General features: G+C 65.7%; 14 protein-coding genes. 7 read left to right on the top strand and 7 right to left on the bottom strand.

Going from position 1 to position 15,731, the window contains the following annotated elements:
* Positions 1 to 157: 157 nt before the first annotated feature.
* From N436_RS13750 to N436_RS13720, 7 genes are all read left to right on the top strand, one after another.
* On the top strand, positions 158 to 1,216 hold the full coding sequence (locus N436_RS13750) for a phosphotransferase family protein (protein ID WP_110741319.1): 1,059 nt from the start codon (positions 158 to 160) through the stop codon (positions 1,214 to 1,216).
* Positions 1,213 to 1,569 carry a DUF6285 domain-containing protein gene (locus N436_RS13745; protein ID WP_110741318.1) on the top strand — a complete coding sequence of 119 codons (357 nt, stop codon included), beginning with the start codon at positions 1,213 to 1,215 and terminating at the stop codon, positions 1,567 to 1,569. The genes N436_RS13750 and N436_RS13745 overlap by 4 nt, the downstream gene beginning before the upstream one ends.
* Positions 1,570 to 1,618: 49 nt before the next feature.
* Positions 1,619 to 2,791, top strand: coding sequence for an acyl-CoA dehydrogenase family protein (locus N436_RS13740; protein WP_110741317.1), 1,173 nt, complete (start codon positions 1,619 to 1,621; stop codon positions 2,789 to 2,791).
* Positions 2,791 to 3,558 (top strand): SDR family NAD(P)-dependent oxidoreductase, encoded by a 768-nt coding sequence (locus N436_RS13735; RefSeq protein ID WP_110741316.1) that lies wholly within the window; start codon positions 2,791 to 2,793, stop codon positions 3,556 to 3,558. Before N436_RS13740 ends, N436_RS13735 begins: the two co-directional genes overlap by 1 nt.
* A gap of 96 nt (positions 3,559 to 3,654) precedes the next feature.
* Positions 3,655 to 5,304, top strand: a complete 1,650-nt coding sequence (locus tag N436_RS13730) for an acyl-CoA synthetase (protein WP_110741315.1) — start codon at positions 3,655 to 3,657, stop codon at positions 5,302 to 5,304.
* A gap of 189 nt (positions 5,305 to 5,493) precedes the next feature.
* A complete protein-coding gene (locus N436_RS13725; protein WP_110741314.1) occupies positions 5,494 to 6,549 on the top strand; it encodes an AraC family transcriptional regulator in 1,056 nt (351 codons plus the stop codon).
* On the top strand, positions 6,546 to 7,595 hold the full coding sequence (locus N436_RS13720; protein WP_110741313.1) for an AraC family transcriptional regulator: 1,050 nt from the start codon (positions 6,546 to 6,548) through the stop codon (positions 7,593 to 7,595). Before N436_RS13725 ends, N436_RS13720 begins: the two co-directional genes overlap by 4 nt.
* Before the next feature lie 10 nt (positions 7,596 to 7,605).
* Here the strand turns inward: N436_RS13720 and N436_RS13715 are convergent, their stop codons facing one another.
* From N436_RS13715 to N436_RS13685, 7 genes are all read right to left on the bottom strand, one after another.
* Entirely contained in the window at positions 7,606 to 7,758 is a 153-nt protein-coding gene (locus N436_RS13715) for an amino acid permease (RefSeq protein ID WP_110741312.1), read from the bottom strand.
* A 280-nt stretch (positions 7,759 to 8,038) separates the two neighbouring features.
* The gene (locus N436_RS13710; RefSeq protein ID WP_110741311.1) at positions 8,039 to 8,929 is read right to left on the bottom strand and encodes an NAD(P)-dependent oxidoreductase; all 891 of its coding nucleotides are present in this window, start codon (positions 8,927 to 8,929) and stop codon (positions 8,039 to 8,041) included.
* A gap of 29 nt (positions 8,930 to 8,958) precedes the next feature.
* Positions 8,959 to 10,338: an aspartate aminotransferase family protein gene (locus N436_RS13705; RefSeq protein WP_110741310.1), complete on the bottom strand. Its 1,380-nt coding sequence runs from the start codon at positions 10,336 to 10,338 to the stop codon at positions 8,959 to 8,961.
* 84 nt (positions 10,339 to 10,422) lie between these two features.
* Entirely contained in the window at positions 10,423 to 11,676 is a 1,254-nt protein-coding gene (locus N436_RS13700) for a diaminobutyrate--2-oxoglutarate transaminase (RefSeq protein ID WP_110741309.1), read from the bottom strand.
* A 37-nt stretch (positions 11,677 to 11,713) separates the two neighbouring features.
* Entirely contained in the window at positions 11,714 to 13,138 is a 1,425-nt protein-coding gene (locus tag N436_RS13695; RefSeq protein WP_110741308.1) for a gamma-aminobutyraldehyde dehydrogenase, read from the bottom strand.
* Between the two features lie 80 nt (positions 13,139 to 13,218).
* Positions 13,219 to 14,550 (bottom strand): APC family permease, encoded by a 1,332-nt coding sequence (locus N436_RS13690; RefSeq protein WP_110741307.1) that lies wholly within the window; start codon positions 14,548 to 14,550, stop codon positions 13,219 to 13,221.
* 12 nt (positions 14,551 to 14,562) lie between these two features.
* The gene (locus N436_RS13685; protein ID WP_110741306.1) at positions 14,563 to 15,720 is read right to left on the bottom strand and encodes an iron-containing alcohol dehydrogenase; all 1,158 of its coding nucleotides are present in this window, start codon (positions 15,718 to 15,720) and stop codon (positions 14,563 to 14,565) included.
* Between the last annotated feature and the right edge of the window lie 11 nt (positions 15,721 to 15,731).

The raw sequence follows: 15,731 nt of genomic DNA, 5'->3' as shown, positions 1-15,731 counted from the left end.
ATTTGTTTCATCTATGCAATGCAGCGCTTCGCCAGCCTTTCCCGTGAGCCGCTGCAGGCCAGGTATGACGAGGCCTGCAGGTGATCCAGGCAAAGTTGGCCCAGGCGTTGCTCTAGCTGACCTGCCCACTTGAAACCGAAGGCAGGATCATTGATTCATGAGCAGTTCTTCTACGACTTGTCCGGCAGGCGACGCGCTCGCGGTCTCGGCCGATGAGCAGCGCCTTGTCGACTTCATCCGCGAGCAGGCAACGGCAACACGCGTTGTCATGCAAACCCGCAAGCGCCTAAGCGGCGGTGCCATCCAGGAAAACTGGCTGCTTGAACTACTGATCGAGGGCGGCCCCTGGGCCGGTGCCCGGCGCTGGGTGTTGCGCAGCGACGCGCTGTCCGCGCTGCCGGCAAGCCTCGACCGCGCCCAGGAGTTCGCCGTGTTGCAGGTGGCCTACCAGGCTGGGGTGAAAGTGCCGCGGCCGCTCTGGCTGTGCGGTGATACGCAGGTCCACGGGCGGGTGTTCTTCCTGATGGAGTATGTGCCGGGTGTCGCGGCCGGGCGGTTGCTCAGCGCAGGAGCGGGCGCCCACGGTCAGGCCCGGTTGGCAGAGCAGCTCGGCGCCAACCTGGCGCGCCTGCATCAGATCCGCCCGCCGAGCGCGGCACTGGACTTCTTGCCCGTGCCCCAGCGTTCGCCGGCCCTGGCCACCGTCGATGCCTACCGGCGTTACCTCGACACCCTCGACGATGCCTATCCGGCACTGGAGTGGGGCCTGCGCTGGTGCGAGCTGCATGCCCCGCGCGACAGCCGTTTGTGCCTGCTGCACCGCGACTACCGTACCGGCAACTACCTGGCCAGTGAACAGGGGCTGGAGGCGGTACTGGACTGGGAATTCACCGGCTGGGGCGACCCTTGCGAGGACCTGGGCTGGTTCACCGCCCCCTGCTGGCGTTTCACCCGCCCCGACCTGGAAGCCGGCGGCATCGGCCAGCTGGCGGACTTCCTGCGTGGCTACCACCAGGTCTCGCCACTGTGGATCGAGCCCCGCCAACTGCACTACTGGCAGGTCATGGCGACCCTGCGCTGGGCGGTGATCGCGCTGCAGCAGGGGCAGCGCCACCTGTCCGGCGAAGAGCCTTCCCTGGAGCTGGCACTGACCGCGCGCCTGCTGCCCGAACTTGAACTCGACATCCTGAACATCACCGGAGCCGATGCGCCATGACCCAGCCGCACGCCCATGAACTACTCGAAATCGCCCGCCAGACCTTGCTGGAGCAGTTATTGCCGGCACTGCCCGGCGAGCTGCGCTACCCGACGCTGATGATCGCCAACGCCATGGCCATCGCCGCCCGGGAAAACCGCCTGGACGCCGCCGTCAGCCTTCAGGAGCAGACGCGCCTGGCCGCACTGATCGATGCGCCCGCGCCGTCGTTGCAGGAAGCCCGAAGCCAGCTGGCGCGGGCGATTCGCCAAGGTCGCCATGACGCCCCGCACAGCGCTTGCGCTCTGGTCGAGACGCTGCGCCAGGTGACGCTCGACCGGCTGGCGATCAGTAACCCCAAGGCCGTGCGCTGAGCGCGGCGAGCTCTAGTTTCAAGACCGACACGTACGAAGAAGGAAACCCATGAATTTCGCGCTCCCAGACGAACTGCTCGAACTGCAGGCCAGAACCCGCACCTTCATTGCCGAACAGGTCATCCCGTTGGAAAACGACCCCCGCCAGGATGGCCACGGCCCCAGCGACGCCCTGCGTCGGGACCTGCAGGCCCGCGCCCAGGCCGCAGGCCTGCTGACGCCCCACGCCAGCCGCGAAATGGGTGGGCTGGGCCTGAGCCACGCGGCCAAGGCCATCGTCTTCGAAGAGGCCGGCTACTCGCCCCTGGGCCCGGTGGCGCTGAACATCCATGCCCCGGACGAAGGCAACATCCACCTGATGGACGTGGTGGCCACCGAAGCGCAGAAGGACCGTTGGCTGCGGCCCCTGGTCCAGGGGCACGTGCGTTCGTGCTTCGCCATGACTGAACCCGCGCCGGGCTCGGGGTCCGATCCGTCGATGCTGCGCACCACCGCAACCCGCGATGGCGACGATTACCTGATCAACGGCCGCAAATGGTTGATTACCGGGGCCGACGGCGCCGGGTTCGCCATCATCATGGCGCGCATGGAAGATGGCTCGGCGACCATGTTCCTGTCCGACATGCAGCGTGAAGGGATCGTCCACGAACGCCAGCTGGATACCCTGGACAGCTGCTTCACCGGTGGCCACGGGCAATTGCGCTTCGACAACCTGCGGGTGCCGGCCAGCGATGTGCTGGGCGAGATCGGCAAGGGCTTCCGCTATGCGCAGGTGCGCCTGGCACCGGCGCGCCTGACCCACTGCATGCGCTGGCTCGGTGCCGCGCGACGGGCCCATGACATCGCCTGTGACTACGCACGCACTCGCGATGCGTTCGGCAAGCCGCTGGGTGAGCATCAGGGCGTGGGCTTCATGCTGGCCGACAACATGATGGACCTGCATGTGGTGCGCCTGGCGGTGTGGCACTGCGCCTGGGTGCTCGACCAGGGCCAGCGCGCCAATGTCGATTCGAGCATGGCCAAGGTGATCAGCGCCGAGGCGCTGTGGCGGGTGGTCGACCGTTGCGTGCAGGTGCTGGGCGGGCGTGGAGTGACCGGGGAGACCGTGGTGGAGAGGATCTTCCGCGACATTCGCCCGTTCCGCATCTATGACGGCCCGAGCGAAGTGCACCGCATGAGCCTGGCGAAGAAACTCCTCGACCAGCGCCAGGGAGCCCACTGATGCAGCCGACCCTTGCCCGATTGTTCGCCCTCGATGGGCGCCGCGCGCTGGTGACCGGCGCCTCCAGCGGCCTTGGCCGACATTTCGCCACCACCCTGGCGGCGGCCGGCGCCGAAGTGGTGGTAACGGCCAGGCGCCTGGCGCCGCTGCAGAGTCTCGTCGAGTCCATCGAGCTGGCCGGTGGTCGCGCCCGGGCCCTGGCCCTGGATGTGACCTGCCGCGACGATGTGTGCCGGGTGCTCGACGCCGCCGGCCCGCTGGATGTGCTGGTCAACAACGCCGGGGTGAGCGACAGCCAGCCGCTGCTGGCCTGCGACGACCAGAGTTGGGACCGGGTGCTCGACACCAACCTCAAGGGCGCCTGGACCGTGGCCCAGGAGTGCGCCCGGCGGATGGTCGCCGCGGGGCAGGGCGGCAGCCTGATCAATGTCACTTCGATCCTCGCCAGCCGCGTGGCCGGCGCGGTCGGCCCTTATCTGGCGGCCAAGGCCGGGCTGGCCCACCTGACCCGCGCCATGGCCCTGGAACTGGCGCGTCATGGCATCCGGGTGAACGCCCTGGCGCCGGGCTACGTGATGACCGAGCTCAACGATGCGTTCCTGGCCGGCGAGGCGGGGGAGAAGCTGCGCGCGCGTATCCCAAGCCGGCGCTTCAGCCAGCCACAGGACCTGGACGGCGCCTTGCTGTTGCTGGCCAGCGATGCCGGGCGGGCCATGAGCGGCACCGAGATCGTGGTCGATGGCGGGCATCTGTGCAGCAGCCTGTGAGCTGACCCGGACCCAAGCCTGAGGCGAGAACAACAATAAGCAGGAGATGTGTATGTACCTTCAATGCCTGGATAACCTGTCGATGGAGTGGCAGTGATGACTCACCCGACCTTCGAGCACGAGCTTGCCCCCAACGCAGCCAACCATGTACCGCTGTCACCGTTGTCGTTCCTCAAGCGCGCTGCCCAGGTGTACCCGCAGCGCGATGCCGTGGTCTATGGCGAGCGGCGCTACAGCTACCAGCAGTTGCACCTGCGCAGCCGGGCCCTGGCCAGTGCGCTGGAGCGGGTCGGCGTGCAGCCGGGCGAACGGGTGGCGATCCTGGCGCCGAACATCCCCGAGATGCTCGAGGCGCACTATGGCGTGCCGGGCGCGGGGGCCGTGCTGGTGTGCATCAATATCCGCCTGGAGGCGCGCAGCATTGCCTTCATCCTGCGCCATTGCGCGGCCAAGGTGCTGATCTACGACCGTGAGTTCGGCGCGGTGGTGCAGCAGGCACTGGCCATGCTCGATACACCGCCATTGCTGGTGGGCATCGACGATGACGCGGCCGGGCAGGGCGAGCTGACCGATGACCTGGACTACGAGAGCTTTCTGGCCCAGGGCGACCCGGCCAGGCCGCTGAGCGCGCCGCAGAACGAATGGCAGTCGATCGCCATCAACTACACCTCCGGCACCACCGGCGACCCCAAGGGGGTGGTGCTGCATCACCGTGGCGCCTACCTCAATGCCTGCGCCGGGGCGCTGATCTTCCAGCTGGGGCCGCGCAGCGTCTACCTGTGGACCTTGCCGATGTTCCACTGCAATGGCTGGAGCCACACCTGGGCGGTGACCCTGTCCGGTGGCACCCATGTGTGCCTGCGCAAGGTCCAGCCCGAAGCGATCCATGCGGCGATTGCCGTGCATGGTGTGACCCACTTGAGCGCCGCGCCGGTGGTGATGTCGATGCTGATCCATGCCGAGCACGCCGGCGCGCCGAGCGGGCCGGTAGCGGTGATCACCGGCGGCGCTGCGCCACCCAGCGCGGTGATCGCCGCCATGGAGGCCCGCGGCTTCAGCATCACCCACGCCTACGGCATGACCGAGAGCTACGGCCCCAGCACCCTGTGCCTGTGGCAGCCGGGTGTCGACGAGCTGCCCCTGGAGGCCCGCGCCCGGTTCATGAGCCGCCAGGGCGTTGCCCACCCGATGCTCGAAGAGGCCACGGTGCTGGATACCGACAGCGGTCGGCCGGTGCCGGCCGACGGCCTCACCCTGGGGGAACTGGTGGTGCGCGGAAACACGGTGATGAAAGGCTACCTGGACAACCCCGAGGCCACCCGCAGCGCACTGGCCGGCGGCTGGCTGCACACCGGCGACCTGGCCGTGCTGCACCCGGACGGCTACGTGGAAATCAAGGACCGGGCCAAGGACATCATCATTTCCGGTGGCGAGAACATCAGTTCGCTGGAAATCGAGGAAGTGCTCTACCAGCACCCCGAGGTAGTCGAGGCTGCCGTGGTGGCGCGCCCGGATTCACGCTGGGGCGAAACGCCCCATGCCTTTGTCACCCTGCGTGGTGGTGCTCTGGCCAGTATCACCGGTGAAGACCTGATCCGCTGGTGCCGTGCACACCTGGCGCACTTCAAGGCACCGCGCCACGTTTCGCTGGTGGAGCTGCCCAAGACGGCCACGGGCAAGATCCAGAAGTTCGTCCTGCGCGAATGGGCACGGCAACAAGAGGCGGCGGCCGACAGCACGGGCTAAGGGTGCTGCCTAGGCCATGAACGACAAAGCGGCCGACCGCAGGGGGGATGCGTGGTCACCCTCGCGGCCAGCCGCTGGCCCGCTGAAGTCTGTGCTATCCAGGCGTACAAAAGCTTCACACTATCCGCCAAAATACAGGCAAGCCGCGCGTTCATACGCACCACCGCCACTTAGCCCTGGGCTTCTGCGATGACGTCCTACATCCGTGGTACCGCGTTACTGGGTTTTGACGAGTTCGCCACGGCGCAAGGGCTGGATGCCCATGCCCTGCTGGCAGAGTGCTCACTTGGCCCTGCCGATCCTGATGCAACCTTCGCTGCTCGGCAATTCAGCGCCCTGCTGGAGGTGTGTGCGCAACGTTCCGGCAACCCGTTGTTCGGGCTCCAGTTCGGCCTGCAGCACGGTATGCGCGGTATCGGCAGCCTGCTGCATGTGATTCAGAACGAGGGCACCGTGGGCGATGTGCTGAGCGCATTGAGCCGCTATTCCCACGTGCACAGCAGCGCAGCGGAGTTTCGCCTCGAACGCCAGGCCGGCCATGCACGGTTGTTGTACCAGGTCACCGATGCCGATCTTCCATGCATACGGCAGACCGTGGAGTTGGCGATGGGGATGACCGCGCAACTGATGCATAGCCTGCTCAAAGGCCAATGGCACCCTCGCGGCTTGCTGCTGCGCCACGCATCCGCTGATGTACCACCAAGTGCCTACCGCGGCCTGCTGGGTGTCACGCCGCGTTTCGCCAACCGGGAAAACGCCTGGGTGTTCGACCCGTCGCTGCTGGACGTAGGGCTCGGCGAAAAAGATGAGCGGCTCCTGCAACTGATGCGCCAGCTACAGGAGGAGTTGGCGGATATCACCGTGCAGGACCTGCCGTGGCATGTTCAAAAGCTGATTCGCAGTCGGATGCCCCACGGGCGGGTCACGATCGAGCAGGTCGCCCTGGACCTGAATGTGAGCCCACGCAGTCTGCAGCGTTACCTGCTGATGGCGAACACGAGTTTTCAGGTGCTGCTGGACAAGACGCGCCAGGCAATGGCCATGCGCTTGCTGCGTGATGCCTCGATCAGCCTGACGCAGGTGGCAGAGCTGCTGGGCTACACCCAATTGAGCGCGTTTTCCCGGGCGTTCAGCCGTTGGCATGGGATCAGTGCGCAACAATGCAGGCGCCAGCTACAGCGTGGGCCGGACGATCAGCATGCCAAGGATGCCGCGCCGCCACCGGCGAGGGCCTGGCCAACATGACCACCGTGCCTTTGGTTCGCGCGCTCAGCCTTGTCGGGTTCCATGAGTTCGCCGCCCGGCAAGGGCTCGATCCTGCGCGGATGCTCAAGCAGATCGGCTTGCCGCTGCAAAGCCTGCAAGATGAGGACAACCTGTTCCCCTACCAGCAGTATTGCGCCTTGCTCCAGGCCTGCAGCCAACAGTCGGGGAACCCGTTGTTCGGTTTGCACTATGGCTTGTTCCAGGCCTCGAGCGTGTTCGGCGACCTGCTTCACGTGCTGCGCAATGCCCGCACGGTCGGCGACGCGCTGCTGCAGTTGTGCAGCCATTACGCCCTGTACAATGCCGCCGCCGAGGTGGGGCTGAGCAATGAAAACGGGCAGGTGATCCTCAGCTACCACGTGCATCAGGCCGATGCGCCTGGCGTGCGCCAGGCAGAAGAACTGGCCTGTGCGGCAGGGATACAGATGATGCGCGCACTGCTGGGCCCCCACTGGCAACCCACTGCCATTTGGCTACGGCATTCGGCCAGTGCCGATACCGCGCTGTATGCGCAGGCCCTGGGCATGCCGGTGACCTTCGATGCACCTGGCCTGGCCCTGGTGTTCGAGGCGTCGGTGCTGGCGCAGCCGTGCGCCACCGGCGATGAAGCGTTGCAGCATTTGGTCGTGAGGAGCATGCAGCGCCTGGAGCCGTTGAGCAGCGATGAACTGGCCAGCCAGATCAAGCAGTTGCTGCAGCACTTGCTGCCCAGCGGAAGGGCCACGGCGCAAAAGGTGGCCAGCATCATGGCGTTGAGCCCGGACCAATTGCGCCAGGCCATGGCGCGTGAAGGCTTGTCGTTCCAGCAGTTGCTGGAAGACGTTCGCCAGCGCATGGCCCACGCGTATCTGGCCAGGCCTTCGGCCGATATCGGCGAGCTGGCCAGGCTGCTCGGCTATTCCGACACCAGTGGCTTTTGCCGGGCCTTTCATCGCTGGCACAACATGAGCCCGCTGAACTGGCAGAAGGCCCAGGGCATACAGCGTCAGCCACGGCTGCTGGGAAGAGGGCGCAGGCGACCGTAGCGCTTGTGGCCTAGTAGCCCCTGAAGATCTCGCCAATGCTCGCAATCGGATGCCCCATTTGCGCTGCCGCTGTTCGATTGGCGACTGCGGGTTTGGGGGCATAGACGGCAGTCAGGAACATGGCCAGCGTCAGGGTAGCCAGGATAAAACCAAAGCGGCTCATGGGAACCTCCAGCGTTTTTGTTGTAGTTGTTGCTGTGGAGTCTGGTCCGTGGCGCCGGCAAAAGCTTGATAAAGTGCGCCACAAAACAACCCTTTTGTGCGGCCTGTGAAGGCCATCCTTTTCAAGGTGTTCGCGTGAGGGCCGCCAAGTGTTCGGCGGGAGTCTTGCAGCGCTCTTGAGATCGAGCGCCGCCCGCGCGGCGCTTGATCTCATGGGCGCTGCAAACCTGTCGGCATGCACCTGGTGGCCCTCATGCGATCCCATGACAGGTGCATGGACGTCACACCGCGAACACCTGGGTGGCAGCCACGATGTCCTGATCGCCGTAACCCATCGATGTTGCCCGCTGAGCAACCTGGCACACGGCGTCGAACACCGGCGTCCAGGCACCGCCCGCCTGCATGGCTTGGCCAATCTCTGCGAAGGCACCGGCGTGCACGTCGAGCCTGGCCTGGTCACCCGCGAAATCCTGCTGTTCCAAGCGCCGCACGGCGTCTTCAAGTGCATCGGCGACGAAAAAACGCGAAGTGTCGAGGATCAACCGGGCCATGCTGGCAGCGGGCATGCCAAACGCCTGGCTGGCGCCCACGGCCTCGTAGAACGCCACCATCGCGGCAAACGAATGTGCATGCAGCACGGCGGCGAACGCGTAGGTTTCTTCCCAGGGCAGGAACAGGGTATGGCCGGCCAGCACTTGCAGCAGTGCGCGATGCTGCTCGAAGGCTTCCTGCTCGCCGGTATGGATGCAGTAGCTTTCGGGGTGGCCGATGTTGCGCGGGTAGGCCACGATCATGCCTTTGACGTAGTGCCCCCCCGCACGGTTGACGAGCGCCTGGAGCGCCATGCTCTCTTCCTGAGATTCGGTGGTGTAATTGACGATTGTGCGGTTGGCCAGTGCTGGGTTCACGCTGGCAGACCCCAGAACCTCAATCACCGCTGCGTTGTCCAGCAGCACCAGGATGGTGACCGGGCTCGCCGCGAGCGCGGCGTGCGCACTGTCGCAGAGGTGGGCGCCGGCAGCGACGAGCGCCTGTGCCTTGTCGGGTGAACGATTCCAGACCGCTATCCGCTTGCCTTGCTTGAGCAACGCTTGCGCCATGATCGTGCCCATGGCCCCAAGCCCCACGACGGATACGTCAAAGTCTGAACAGGCATCAACTGGGTTTTGCATGATTCATCACTCCTGGTTTCTTGTTGTATTCACAGAAGGTTCTGCGACCGGGCCCAGCCGGTCGCGTCGTCCAAGGTCTTGGCGAAGGCGCTGAAAATGACATCCACTTCGTCTTCTGTCGTGATCAGCGGTGGGCAGAAGGCGATCGTGTCGTAGATGGCGCGGATGATCAGCCCGTGCTTGTGGGCCTGCTTGAACACGTAGCCGCCCAAGCTACCGGGTGAGGCGAACGGCTGACGGGTGGCCTTGTCGGCGACCAGCTCGATGCCGCCCAGCAGCCCGACGCCGCGCACGTTGCCCACCAATGGGTGGTCTTCAAAGTCACGCAGCCGGCGCTGGAACACCGGGGCCAGGCGCTGGACATGGCCAACCAGGTCGCGCTCTTCGATGATGTGGATGTTTTCCAGGGCTACGGCGGTGGCAACCGGGTGGCCCGTGCAGGTCAGGCCATGGGCGAATGCCCCCAAGCGCTGGCTCTGGCTTACCAGCACGTCATGGATGCCATCGGACACCAGCACGGCCGCCAGGGGTTGGTAGGACGAGGTCAGTTGCTTGGAGACCACCATGATATCGGGCTGGATACCGTACAACTCAGCGCCGAACATCGTGCCAAGCCGGCCGAAGCCGGTGATGATTTCGTCGATCACCACGAGGATGCCGTAGCGTTTGCACACCGCTTGGATCGCCGCCCAGTAGCCTCGGGGAGGGGGGATCACGCCGCCCGCCGCGATCACCGGCTCGCCGATGAACGCGGCAATGGTTTCCGGCCCTTCGGCCAGGATATAACGCTCAAGCTCCACCGCCAGCCGCGCCGAAAAGGCCTCTTCGGTTTCCCCTGGCCGGGCAAAGCGGTAGAAGTTCGGGCAGGTCAGGTGATGAACCGGGATGGCCGGCAGGTCGAAGTCACGGTGCATCGACGGGATGCCGGTCAGGCTGGCGGCGGCGACGGTGGCGCCGTGATAGGCCTGCTGACGGGAAATGAATTTCTTCCTGGCGGGCCTGCCCAGTGCGTTGTTCACGTACCAGACCATCTTCACCACCGAGTCGTTGGCCTCGGAACCCGAGTTGGTGAAGAACACATGGTTCAGATCGCCGGGCGCAAGCGCGGCCAGCTTGGCGGCCAGCGCCGCCGCCGGTGCGTTGGTCTTGTGGCTGAAGCTGTGGTAGTAGGGCAGTTGCTTGAACTGCTCGACGGCGGCGTCTACCAGGCGCTGTTCGCTGAAGCCCAGGGCAACGCTCCACAGGCCCGACATGGCTTCGAGGTAGGCATTGCCCTGCTCATCGAAGACCCGTATGCCGTCACCACGGGTGATCACCAGCGGCCCGACTTCTCGGTGCAGGGCCAGGTTGGTGTTGGGGTGAATGAGTGAAGCCAGGTCGTTCTGAACGGTTGAAGCGTGGGTGCTCATTGGCTCGTGTTCCTGTCGCTGGGCGAGGGTTGCCCGCAGGTGAGCAGGTGGCGTGCGCCCGGGGCGCACGCCTGTACCCTGCAGTTACTGGCGAAGCGCTGCCGCGACCGCCTCGCCGAAGACGTTCAGGCCCTGTTCGAGCTGGTCGGTCGGGGTGTTCACCGGTGGCATCAGCTTGATAATTTCGCCGTTCGGGCCGCAGCGGTCGACCAGCACCCCCGCTTGCAGCACGCGTTGCTGGGCATCCTTGGCCAAGCCCACGTTGCCGCGGCCGAAATCGATGCCGGCGATCATCCCGCGCGAGCGGGCGGAGGCGACGCCCGGGATCTCGGCGAAACCGGCAACCGCACGGGTCATGGCCGCGCTGTTGTCGGTCAGCAGCTTGAGGAACTGCGCGTCGCGCCAATAGCCGAGGGCGATCTGCGCGGTCAGGAAGGCCAGCTGGTTACCGCGGAAGGTGCCGATGTGATCGCCAGGCTGCCACACATCCAGCCCGGCGCGGATCAACACGATCGCCATCGGCAGGCCGAAACCACCGATGGATTTCGCGCAGGTGATCAGGTCCGGCACGATCCCGGAGCGCTCGAAACCGAAGAAGTCGCCCGTGCGGCCACAGCCGGCCTGGATCTCGTCGCAGATCAGCACCACTCCGTGCTCGCGGGTCCATTGGCGCAAGCGCTGCAACCACAGGTTGGAGGCGGGGTAGACACCGGCCTGGATCTGCACCGACTCGACGATCACGGCGGCCGGCAGTTCCGACCCGCTGCCCTGGTCGTTGGCCAGGCGCTCGAGGAAACCAATGCTGTCGAACTCACCGTAAGGGCTATCTTCGTACGGCACGAACACCACGTCGTTGGACAGCCCGGGGCCCCGGCGGGTGCGGTTGCCGGTGACCGCCAGCGCGCCGGCCGTCATGCCGTGGTAAGCCCCGTAGAAGGAAACGATCTTGGTGCGCCCGGTCGCCTTGCGCGCCAGCTTCAAGGCAGCTTCGACGGCGTCGGCACCGGTCGGGCCGGTGAACTGCACCTTGTAGTCCCAGCCGCGCGGCTGGAACAGGTCACGCTCGATCGACTCGAGGAACTGGCGCTTGGTGGTGGTGTGCAGGTCGAGGGCGTGGGCCACGCCGTTGGCCGACAGGTAGGCGATCAAGGCATCGCGCATGCGCGGGTCGTTGTGGCCATAGTTCAGGGCGCCGGCGCCGGCGAAGAAGTCCAGGTACTCGCGGCCATCCTCGCCGCGGATTTTGCTGCCCTGGGCGGTATCGAACACCAGCGGCAGGTCGCGGCAGTACATCCGCACGTTGGACTCGAGCCTTTCGAACGTCTCTATGTTGTTCATGCATAACCTCTTGCAATGATGGGGTGTGGTGGGGCGGTCAGTGCTTGAACATCACGTGGCGGACCACGGTGTAGTCTTCCAGGGCGTACATGGACAGGTCCTTGCCGTATCCCGACAGCTTCACGCCGCCATGGGGCATCTCGCTCACCAGCATGAAGTGGGTGTTGACCCAGGTGCAGCCGTACTGCAGGCGGGCGGCCAGGCGATGGGCGCGCCCCACGTCGGCGGTCCACACCGAAGAGGCCAGGCCGTAGGCCGAATCATTGGCCCAGGCCAGTACCTGGGCTTCGTCCTCGAAGGACGAGACGGTGACCACCGGGCCGAAGATTTCTCGGGACACCACCTCATCCTCCTGACGGGTACCGGCCAGGACCGTGGGCTCGAAGAAGAACCCGGCACCCGCGCCGCGCTTGCCGCCCGTGACTACCTCGATATGGGGCAGTTCCCGGGCACGGTTGACGAAGCCCTCGACACGCTCCAGGTGCTCCTGGGTGATCAGCGGGCCCATTTCGGTTGCCGGGTCGTCCTGCAGCCCGCACTGGATGCTGGACACGGCTTCGCCGAGCTTGCGAACGAATTCCGGGTAGACCGCTTTTTGCACATAGAGGCGGCAGGCGGCGGTACAGTCCTGGCCGGCGTTGTAGAAGCCGAAGGCGCGGATGCCCTCGACGGCGGCGTCGATGTCGGCATCGTCGAAGATCAGCACGGGGGCCTTGCCACCCAGCTCCATGTGCATGCGCTTCACACTGTCGGCGGTGCCTTCGATGATCCGGCTGCCGGTGCGCACGGAACCGGTCAGCGACACCATGTGCACCTGGGCGTGGCTGGTCAGCGGTTCACCCACCGTGGCGCCGCGGCCATGGACGATGTTGACCACCCCGGCGGGGAAGATCTCGGCGAGCAGTTCCCCCAGTTTCAAGGTGCTCATCGGGGTGTGCTCGGAGGGCTTCAGCACCACGGTGTTGCCGCCGGCCAGGGCCGGGCCGAGTTTCCACGCCGCCATCAGCAGGGGGTAGTTCCACGGCGCGATGGAGGCGACGACACCGACCGCGTCACGGCGGATCATCGAGGTGTGCCCCGGGATATACTCGCCCGCCGCCGAGCCTTGCAGGCAGCGAACGGCGCCGGCGAAGAAGCGGAACACGTCCGACACGGCGGGCAGTTCGTCCTGCAGCACGGCCGTGAACGGCTTGCCGCAGTTGTCCGCCTCCAGGCGTGCGAACTCAGGGGCCAGGGCGTCGATGCGGTCGGCGAGGGTGAGCAGCAGTGCCGCACGGTCCTTGGGCGGTGTTTGCGACCAGGCGTCGAAGGCGGCAGCCGCGCTTTGCACCGCGGCATGCACCTGGGCACGGCTGGCCTCGTGGGTGTGTACCAGGACGCTGCCCAGGGACGGGTTGTACACGGCCAGGTCGTCGCCTTCGCCAGCCACCAGGGCGCCATTGATCAGGAGCTTTGTTTGCATGTCGATTCTCGTCTTTGAACGGCAAGGCCTGTGGCCTGCCTTGGGATTGTCGTCAGAGCGTTCGAGGGGAAGCAGGGTCGCTACGCCAAGGCGTCGGGGACCGGGTTGCGGAACAGGCTGGTGCGGCAGGCGAGATAGACCAGCCCCAGGCCGAGCCAGCAACTGCCCATGATCAGGGCGTCTTTATCCAGGCTGGCCAGCATCCACCCGGCTGTGACCAGGCCGATGAGCGGGCAGAGCACCCCACGCAGCAATCCGGCGCCATCCTTGACCCGCGCATCGAAGGTGAGGCGCAAGGCGCACAGGTTGACGGCGGTGAATGCGAGGAAGGCGCCGAAGTTGACCAGGGAGGTGGCGGTGGCGATCGTCAAGCCAAACCCGGCGGTGCCGAACACACCGCACAGCAGGATGTTGAAGGCCGGCGTCTTGTAGCGAGGGTGCAGCGCGCCGAACAGCCGGCGGGGCAGTTGGTTGTCCCGGCCGAGGGCGTAGAGCAGCCGGCCCACGCTGGCCTGGAACGACATCCCCGCCGCGAAGTGGGCGACGATGATCCCGGCCAGGACCACGGCGAAGAACAGGTCGCCGCCGATCATCCGGGCAATCTCGAAGGCGGCCCCGTCCACCAGCTCGAATGTGGGGGAGGGGTGCGCCAGGTACATGAAGTACGAGGAGCCGACGTAGACCGAACCGCCGATCATGGCGACCAGCAGGATGGCGCGCGGCAGCGTGCGGCCAGGGTCGCGGGTTTCCTCGCTCAGCGTGGACAGCGCGTCAAAGCCCAGGAACGAATACGCGGCGATGGCGGCGCCGGCCATGCTGGTGGCGAACGGCACGTCCTGGTTGAAGAACGGCTTGGCCGACAGCAGCCCGCCCGGGCCGTTGGCTGCCACGATGTAGTGCACGCACAGGCCGATGAACACCACGATGATGACCAGTTGCACCACCATCAACAGCACGTTGAAGCGGTTGGCCACCTGGATGCCGAGCACATTGAGCAGCGAGGTGCTGACGATGAAGCCGGTGATCCACACCCACTGGGGCACCTCGGGAAACGCCATGTTGAGGTAGCTGGCGCCGAGCAGCCAGATCAGCATCGGGATGAAGAAATAGTCGAGCAGGGCGGCCCAGCCCACCATAAAGCCGAGGTTGGCGTTGAGCATCTTGCGGGTGTAGGTGTAGGCCGAACCTGCCACCGGGAACACCCTGACCAATCGGCCGTAGCTCAAGGCCGTGAACACCACGCCGGTGGCAGCGATCAGGTAGGCCATGGCCGTGGTGTTGCCGCTGGCCTGGGTGATCACGCCATAGGTGCCGAAGACGATCAGTGGGGCCAGGAAGGCCAGGCCGAACAGCAGCACGGAAAACGGGCCCAGGGTGCGCCTCAACGAGGCGCCTGAGGTTGACTGATTCATGACGGTGCCCTCTTACGCGACGAAGTGGTAAGCGGTGGTGATGATGTCGTGGTAGGCCTCTACGGACATCGCCTTGGCATTGCTGGCGTCCGAGAAGTTCTGCTTGGACTTTTCGGCGATGGTCAGGAAGTCGTCCTCGCGCACGCCCTTGACCTCGGCGAAACGAGGGATGCCCAGATCCTTGCTCATCTGGAACAGATGGCCGACGGCGGCCTCGGCGGCATCGACCGGCGACAGCGTGGGGTCGATCCCCAACGCGTAGGCGACCTGGGCATGGCGGACGATATCGGCATCACGGTTGTGACCGAACACGAAGGGCAGGAAGATCGCGTTGCCCACGCCGTGGGGCGTGTCGTACATGCCGCCGATGGCTTCGGAAATGCAATGCACACTGCCGACGTCGGCGTTGCCGAAGGCCATGCCGGCGATCAGGCTGGCCACCAGCATCTGCTCCCGGGCTGCCTGGTTGTCGGGCTCCTGCACGGCCGCCTTGAGGTGCTGGCTGATCAGGCGGATCGCATGCAGGGCCAGGCCGTCGCTGATCGGGTTGGCCACGCGGCAGGTGTAGGCTTCAATGGCATGGGTCAGGGCATCCATGCCGGTCGCGGCGGCAATCGATGGCGGCAGCGTGTCGGTGATGTGGGAATCTAGCAGCGCCAGTATCGGGCCGATGCGGTAGTCCAGCACGTTCATCTTGAAGTGGCGGGCGGTGTCGGTGATCACCGAGAAGCAGGTCACTTCGCTGCCGGTGCCGGCCGTGGTCGGGATGGCGACGATAGGCGGGATGGCCTGGGTGAGGGTGAACGACCCTTCGTAGTCTTCGATACGGCCGTCGTGGGTGAGCAGCAGGCTGATGGCCTTGGCCGCATCCATCGCGCTGCCGCCGCCCACGGCCAGCAGGCCGTCGATACCCGTGCCGCGATAGCGCTGGGCGGTGTGGTTGATGTCTTCGCTGCGCGGGTTGGCCTTGATGTCCGCCACTTCCTCGTAGGCGATGCCGGCCTTGTCCAAGCTTGCGTAGACGCTGTCCAGCAGGCCCGCTGCCTTGACCCCGGCATCGGTCACGATCAGCACGCGGGCCAGGCCGAGTTCGCGCAGGTGGTCACCGGTGCGCTCGCGCAGGCCGGGTTCCATCACGATTTTGCTGGGGAGTAAGAACTTGAATTCCATACGTACCTCTT

This window comes from Pseudomonas sp. RV120224-01b (assembly GCF_003208145.1).
Classification (GTDB): domain Bacteria; phylum Pseudomonadota; class Gammaproteobacteria; order Pseudomonadales; family Pseudomonadaceae; genus Aquipseudomonas; species Aquipseudomonas monteilii.
This window is presented reverse-complemented; position numbering and strand designations above follow the sequence as displayed.

Bases quoted from the DNA above. Each gene is read 5' to 3' on its own strand.
- N436_RS13715 (WP_110741312.1), bottom strand. From the start codon at position 7,758: ATGAGCCGCTTTGGTTTTATCCTGGCTACCCTGACGCTGGCCATGTTC.
- N436_RS13685 (WP_110741306.1), bottom strand. From the start codon at position 15,720: ATGGAATTCAAGTTCTTACTCCCCAGCAAAATCGTGATGGAACCCGGC.
- N436_RS13720 (WP_110741313.1), top strand. From the start codon at position 6,546: ATGACCACCGTGCCTTTGGTTCGCGCGCTCAGCCTTGTCGGGTTCCAT.
- N436_RS13710 (WP_110741311.1), bottom strand. From the start codon at position 8,929: ATGCAAAACCCAGTTGATGCCTGTTCAGACTTTGACGTATCCGTCGTG.
- N436_RS13700 (WP_110741309.1), bottom strand. From the start codon at position 11,676: ATGAACAACATAGAGACGTTCGAAAGGCTCGAGTCCAACGTGCGGATG.
- N436_RS13730 (WP_110741315.1), top strand. From the start codon at position 3,655: ATGACTCACCCGACCTTCGAGCACGAGCTTGCCCCCAACGCAGCCAAC.
- N436_RS13750 (WP_110741319.1), top strand. From the start codon at position 158: ATGAGCAGTTCTTCTACGACTTGTCCGGCAGGCGACGCGCTCGCGGTC.
- N436_RS13705 (WP_110741310.1), bottom strand. From the start codon at position 10,338: ATGAGCACCCACGCTTCAACCGTTCAGAACGACCTGGCTTCACTCATT.
- N436_RS13695 (WP_110741308.1), bottom strand. From the start codon at position 13,138: ATGCAAACAAAGCTCCTGATCAATGGCGCCCTGGTGGCTGGCGAAGGC.
- N436_RS13745 (WP_110741318.1), top strand. From the start codon at position 1,213: ATGACCCAGCCGCACGCCCATGAACTACTCGAAATCGCCCGCCAGACC.
- N436_RS13690 (WP_110741307.1), bottom strand. From the start codon at position 14,550: ATGAATCAGTCAACCTCAGGCGCCTCGTTGAGGCGCACCCTGGGCCCG.
- N436_RS13740 (WP_110741317.1), top strand. From the start codon at position 1,619: ATGAATTTCGCGCTCCCAGACGAACTGCTCGAACTGCAGGCCAGAACC.
- N436_RS13725 (WP_110741314.1), top strand. From the start codon at position 5,494: ATGACGTCCTACATCCGTGGTACCGCGTTACTGGGTTTTGACGAGTTC.
- N436_RS13735 (WP_110741316.1), top strand. From the start codon at position 2,791: ATGCAGCCGACCCTTGCCCGATTGTTCGCCCTCGATGGGCGCCGCGCG.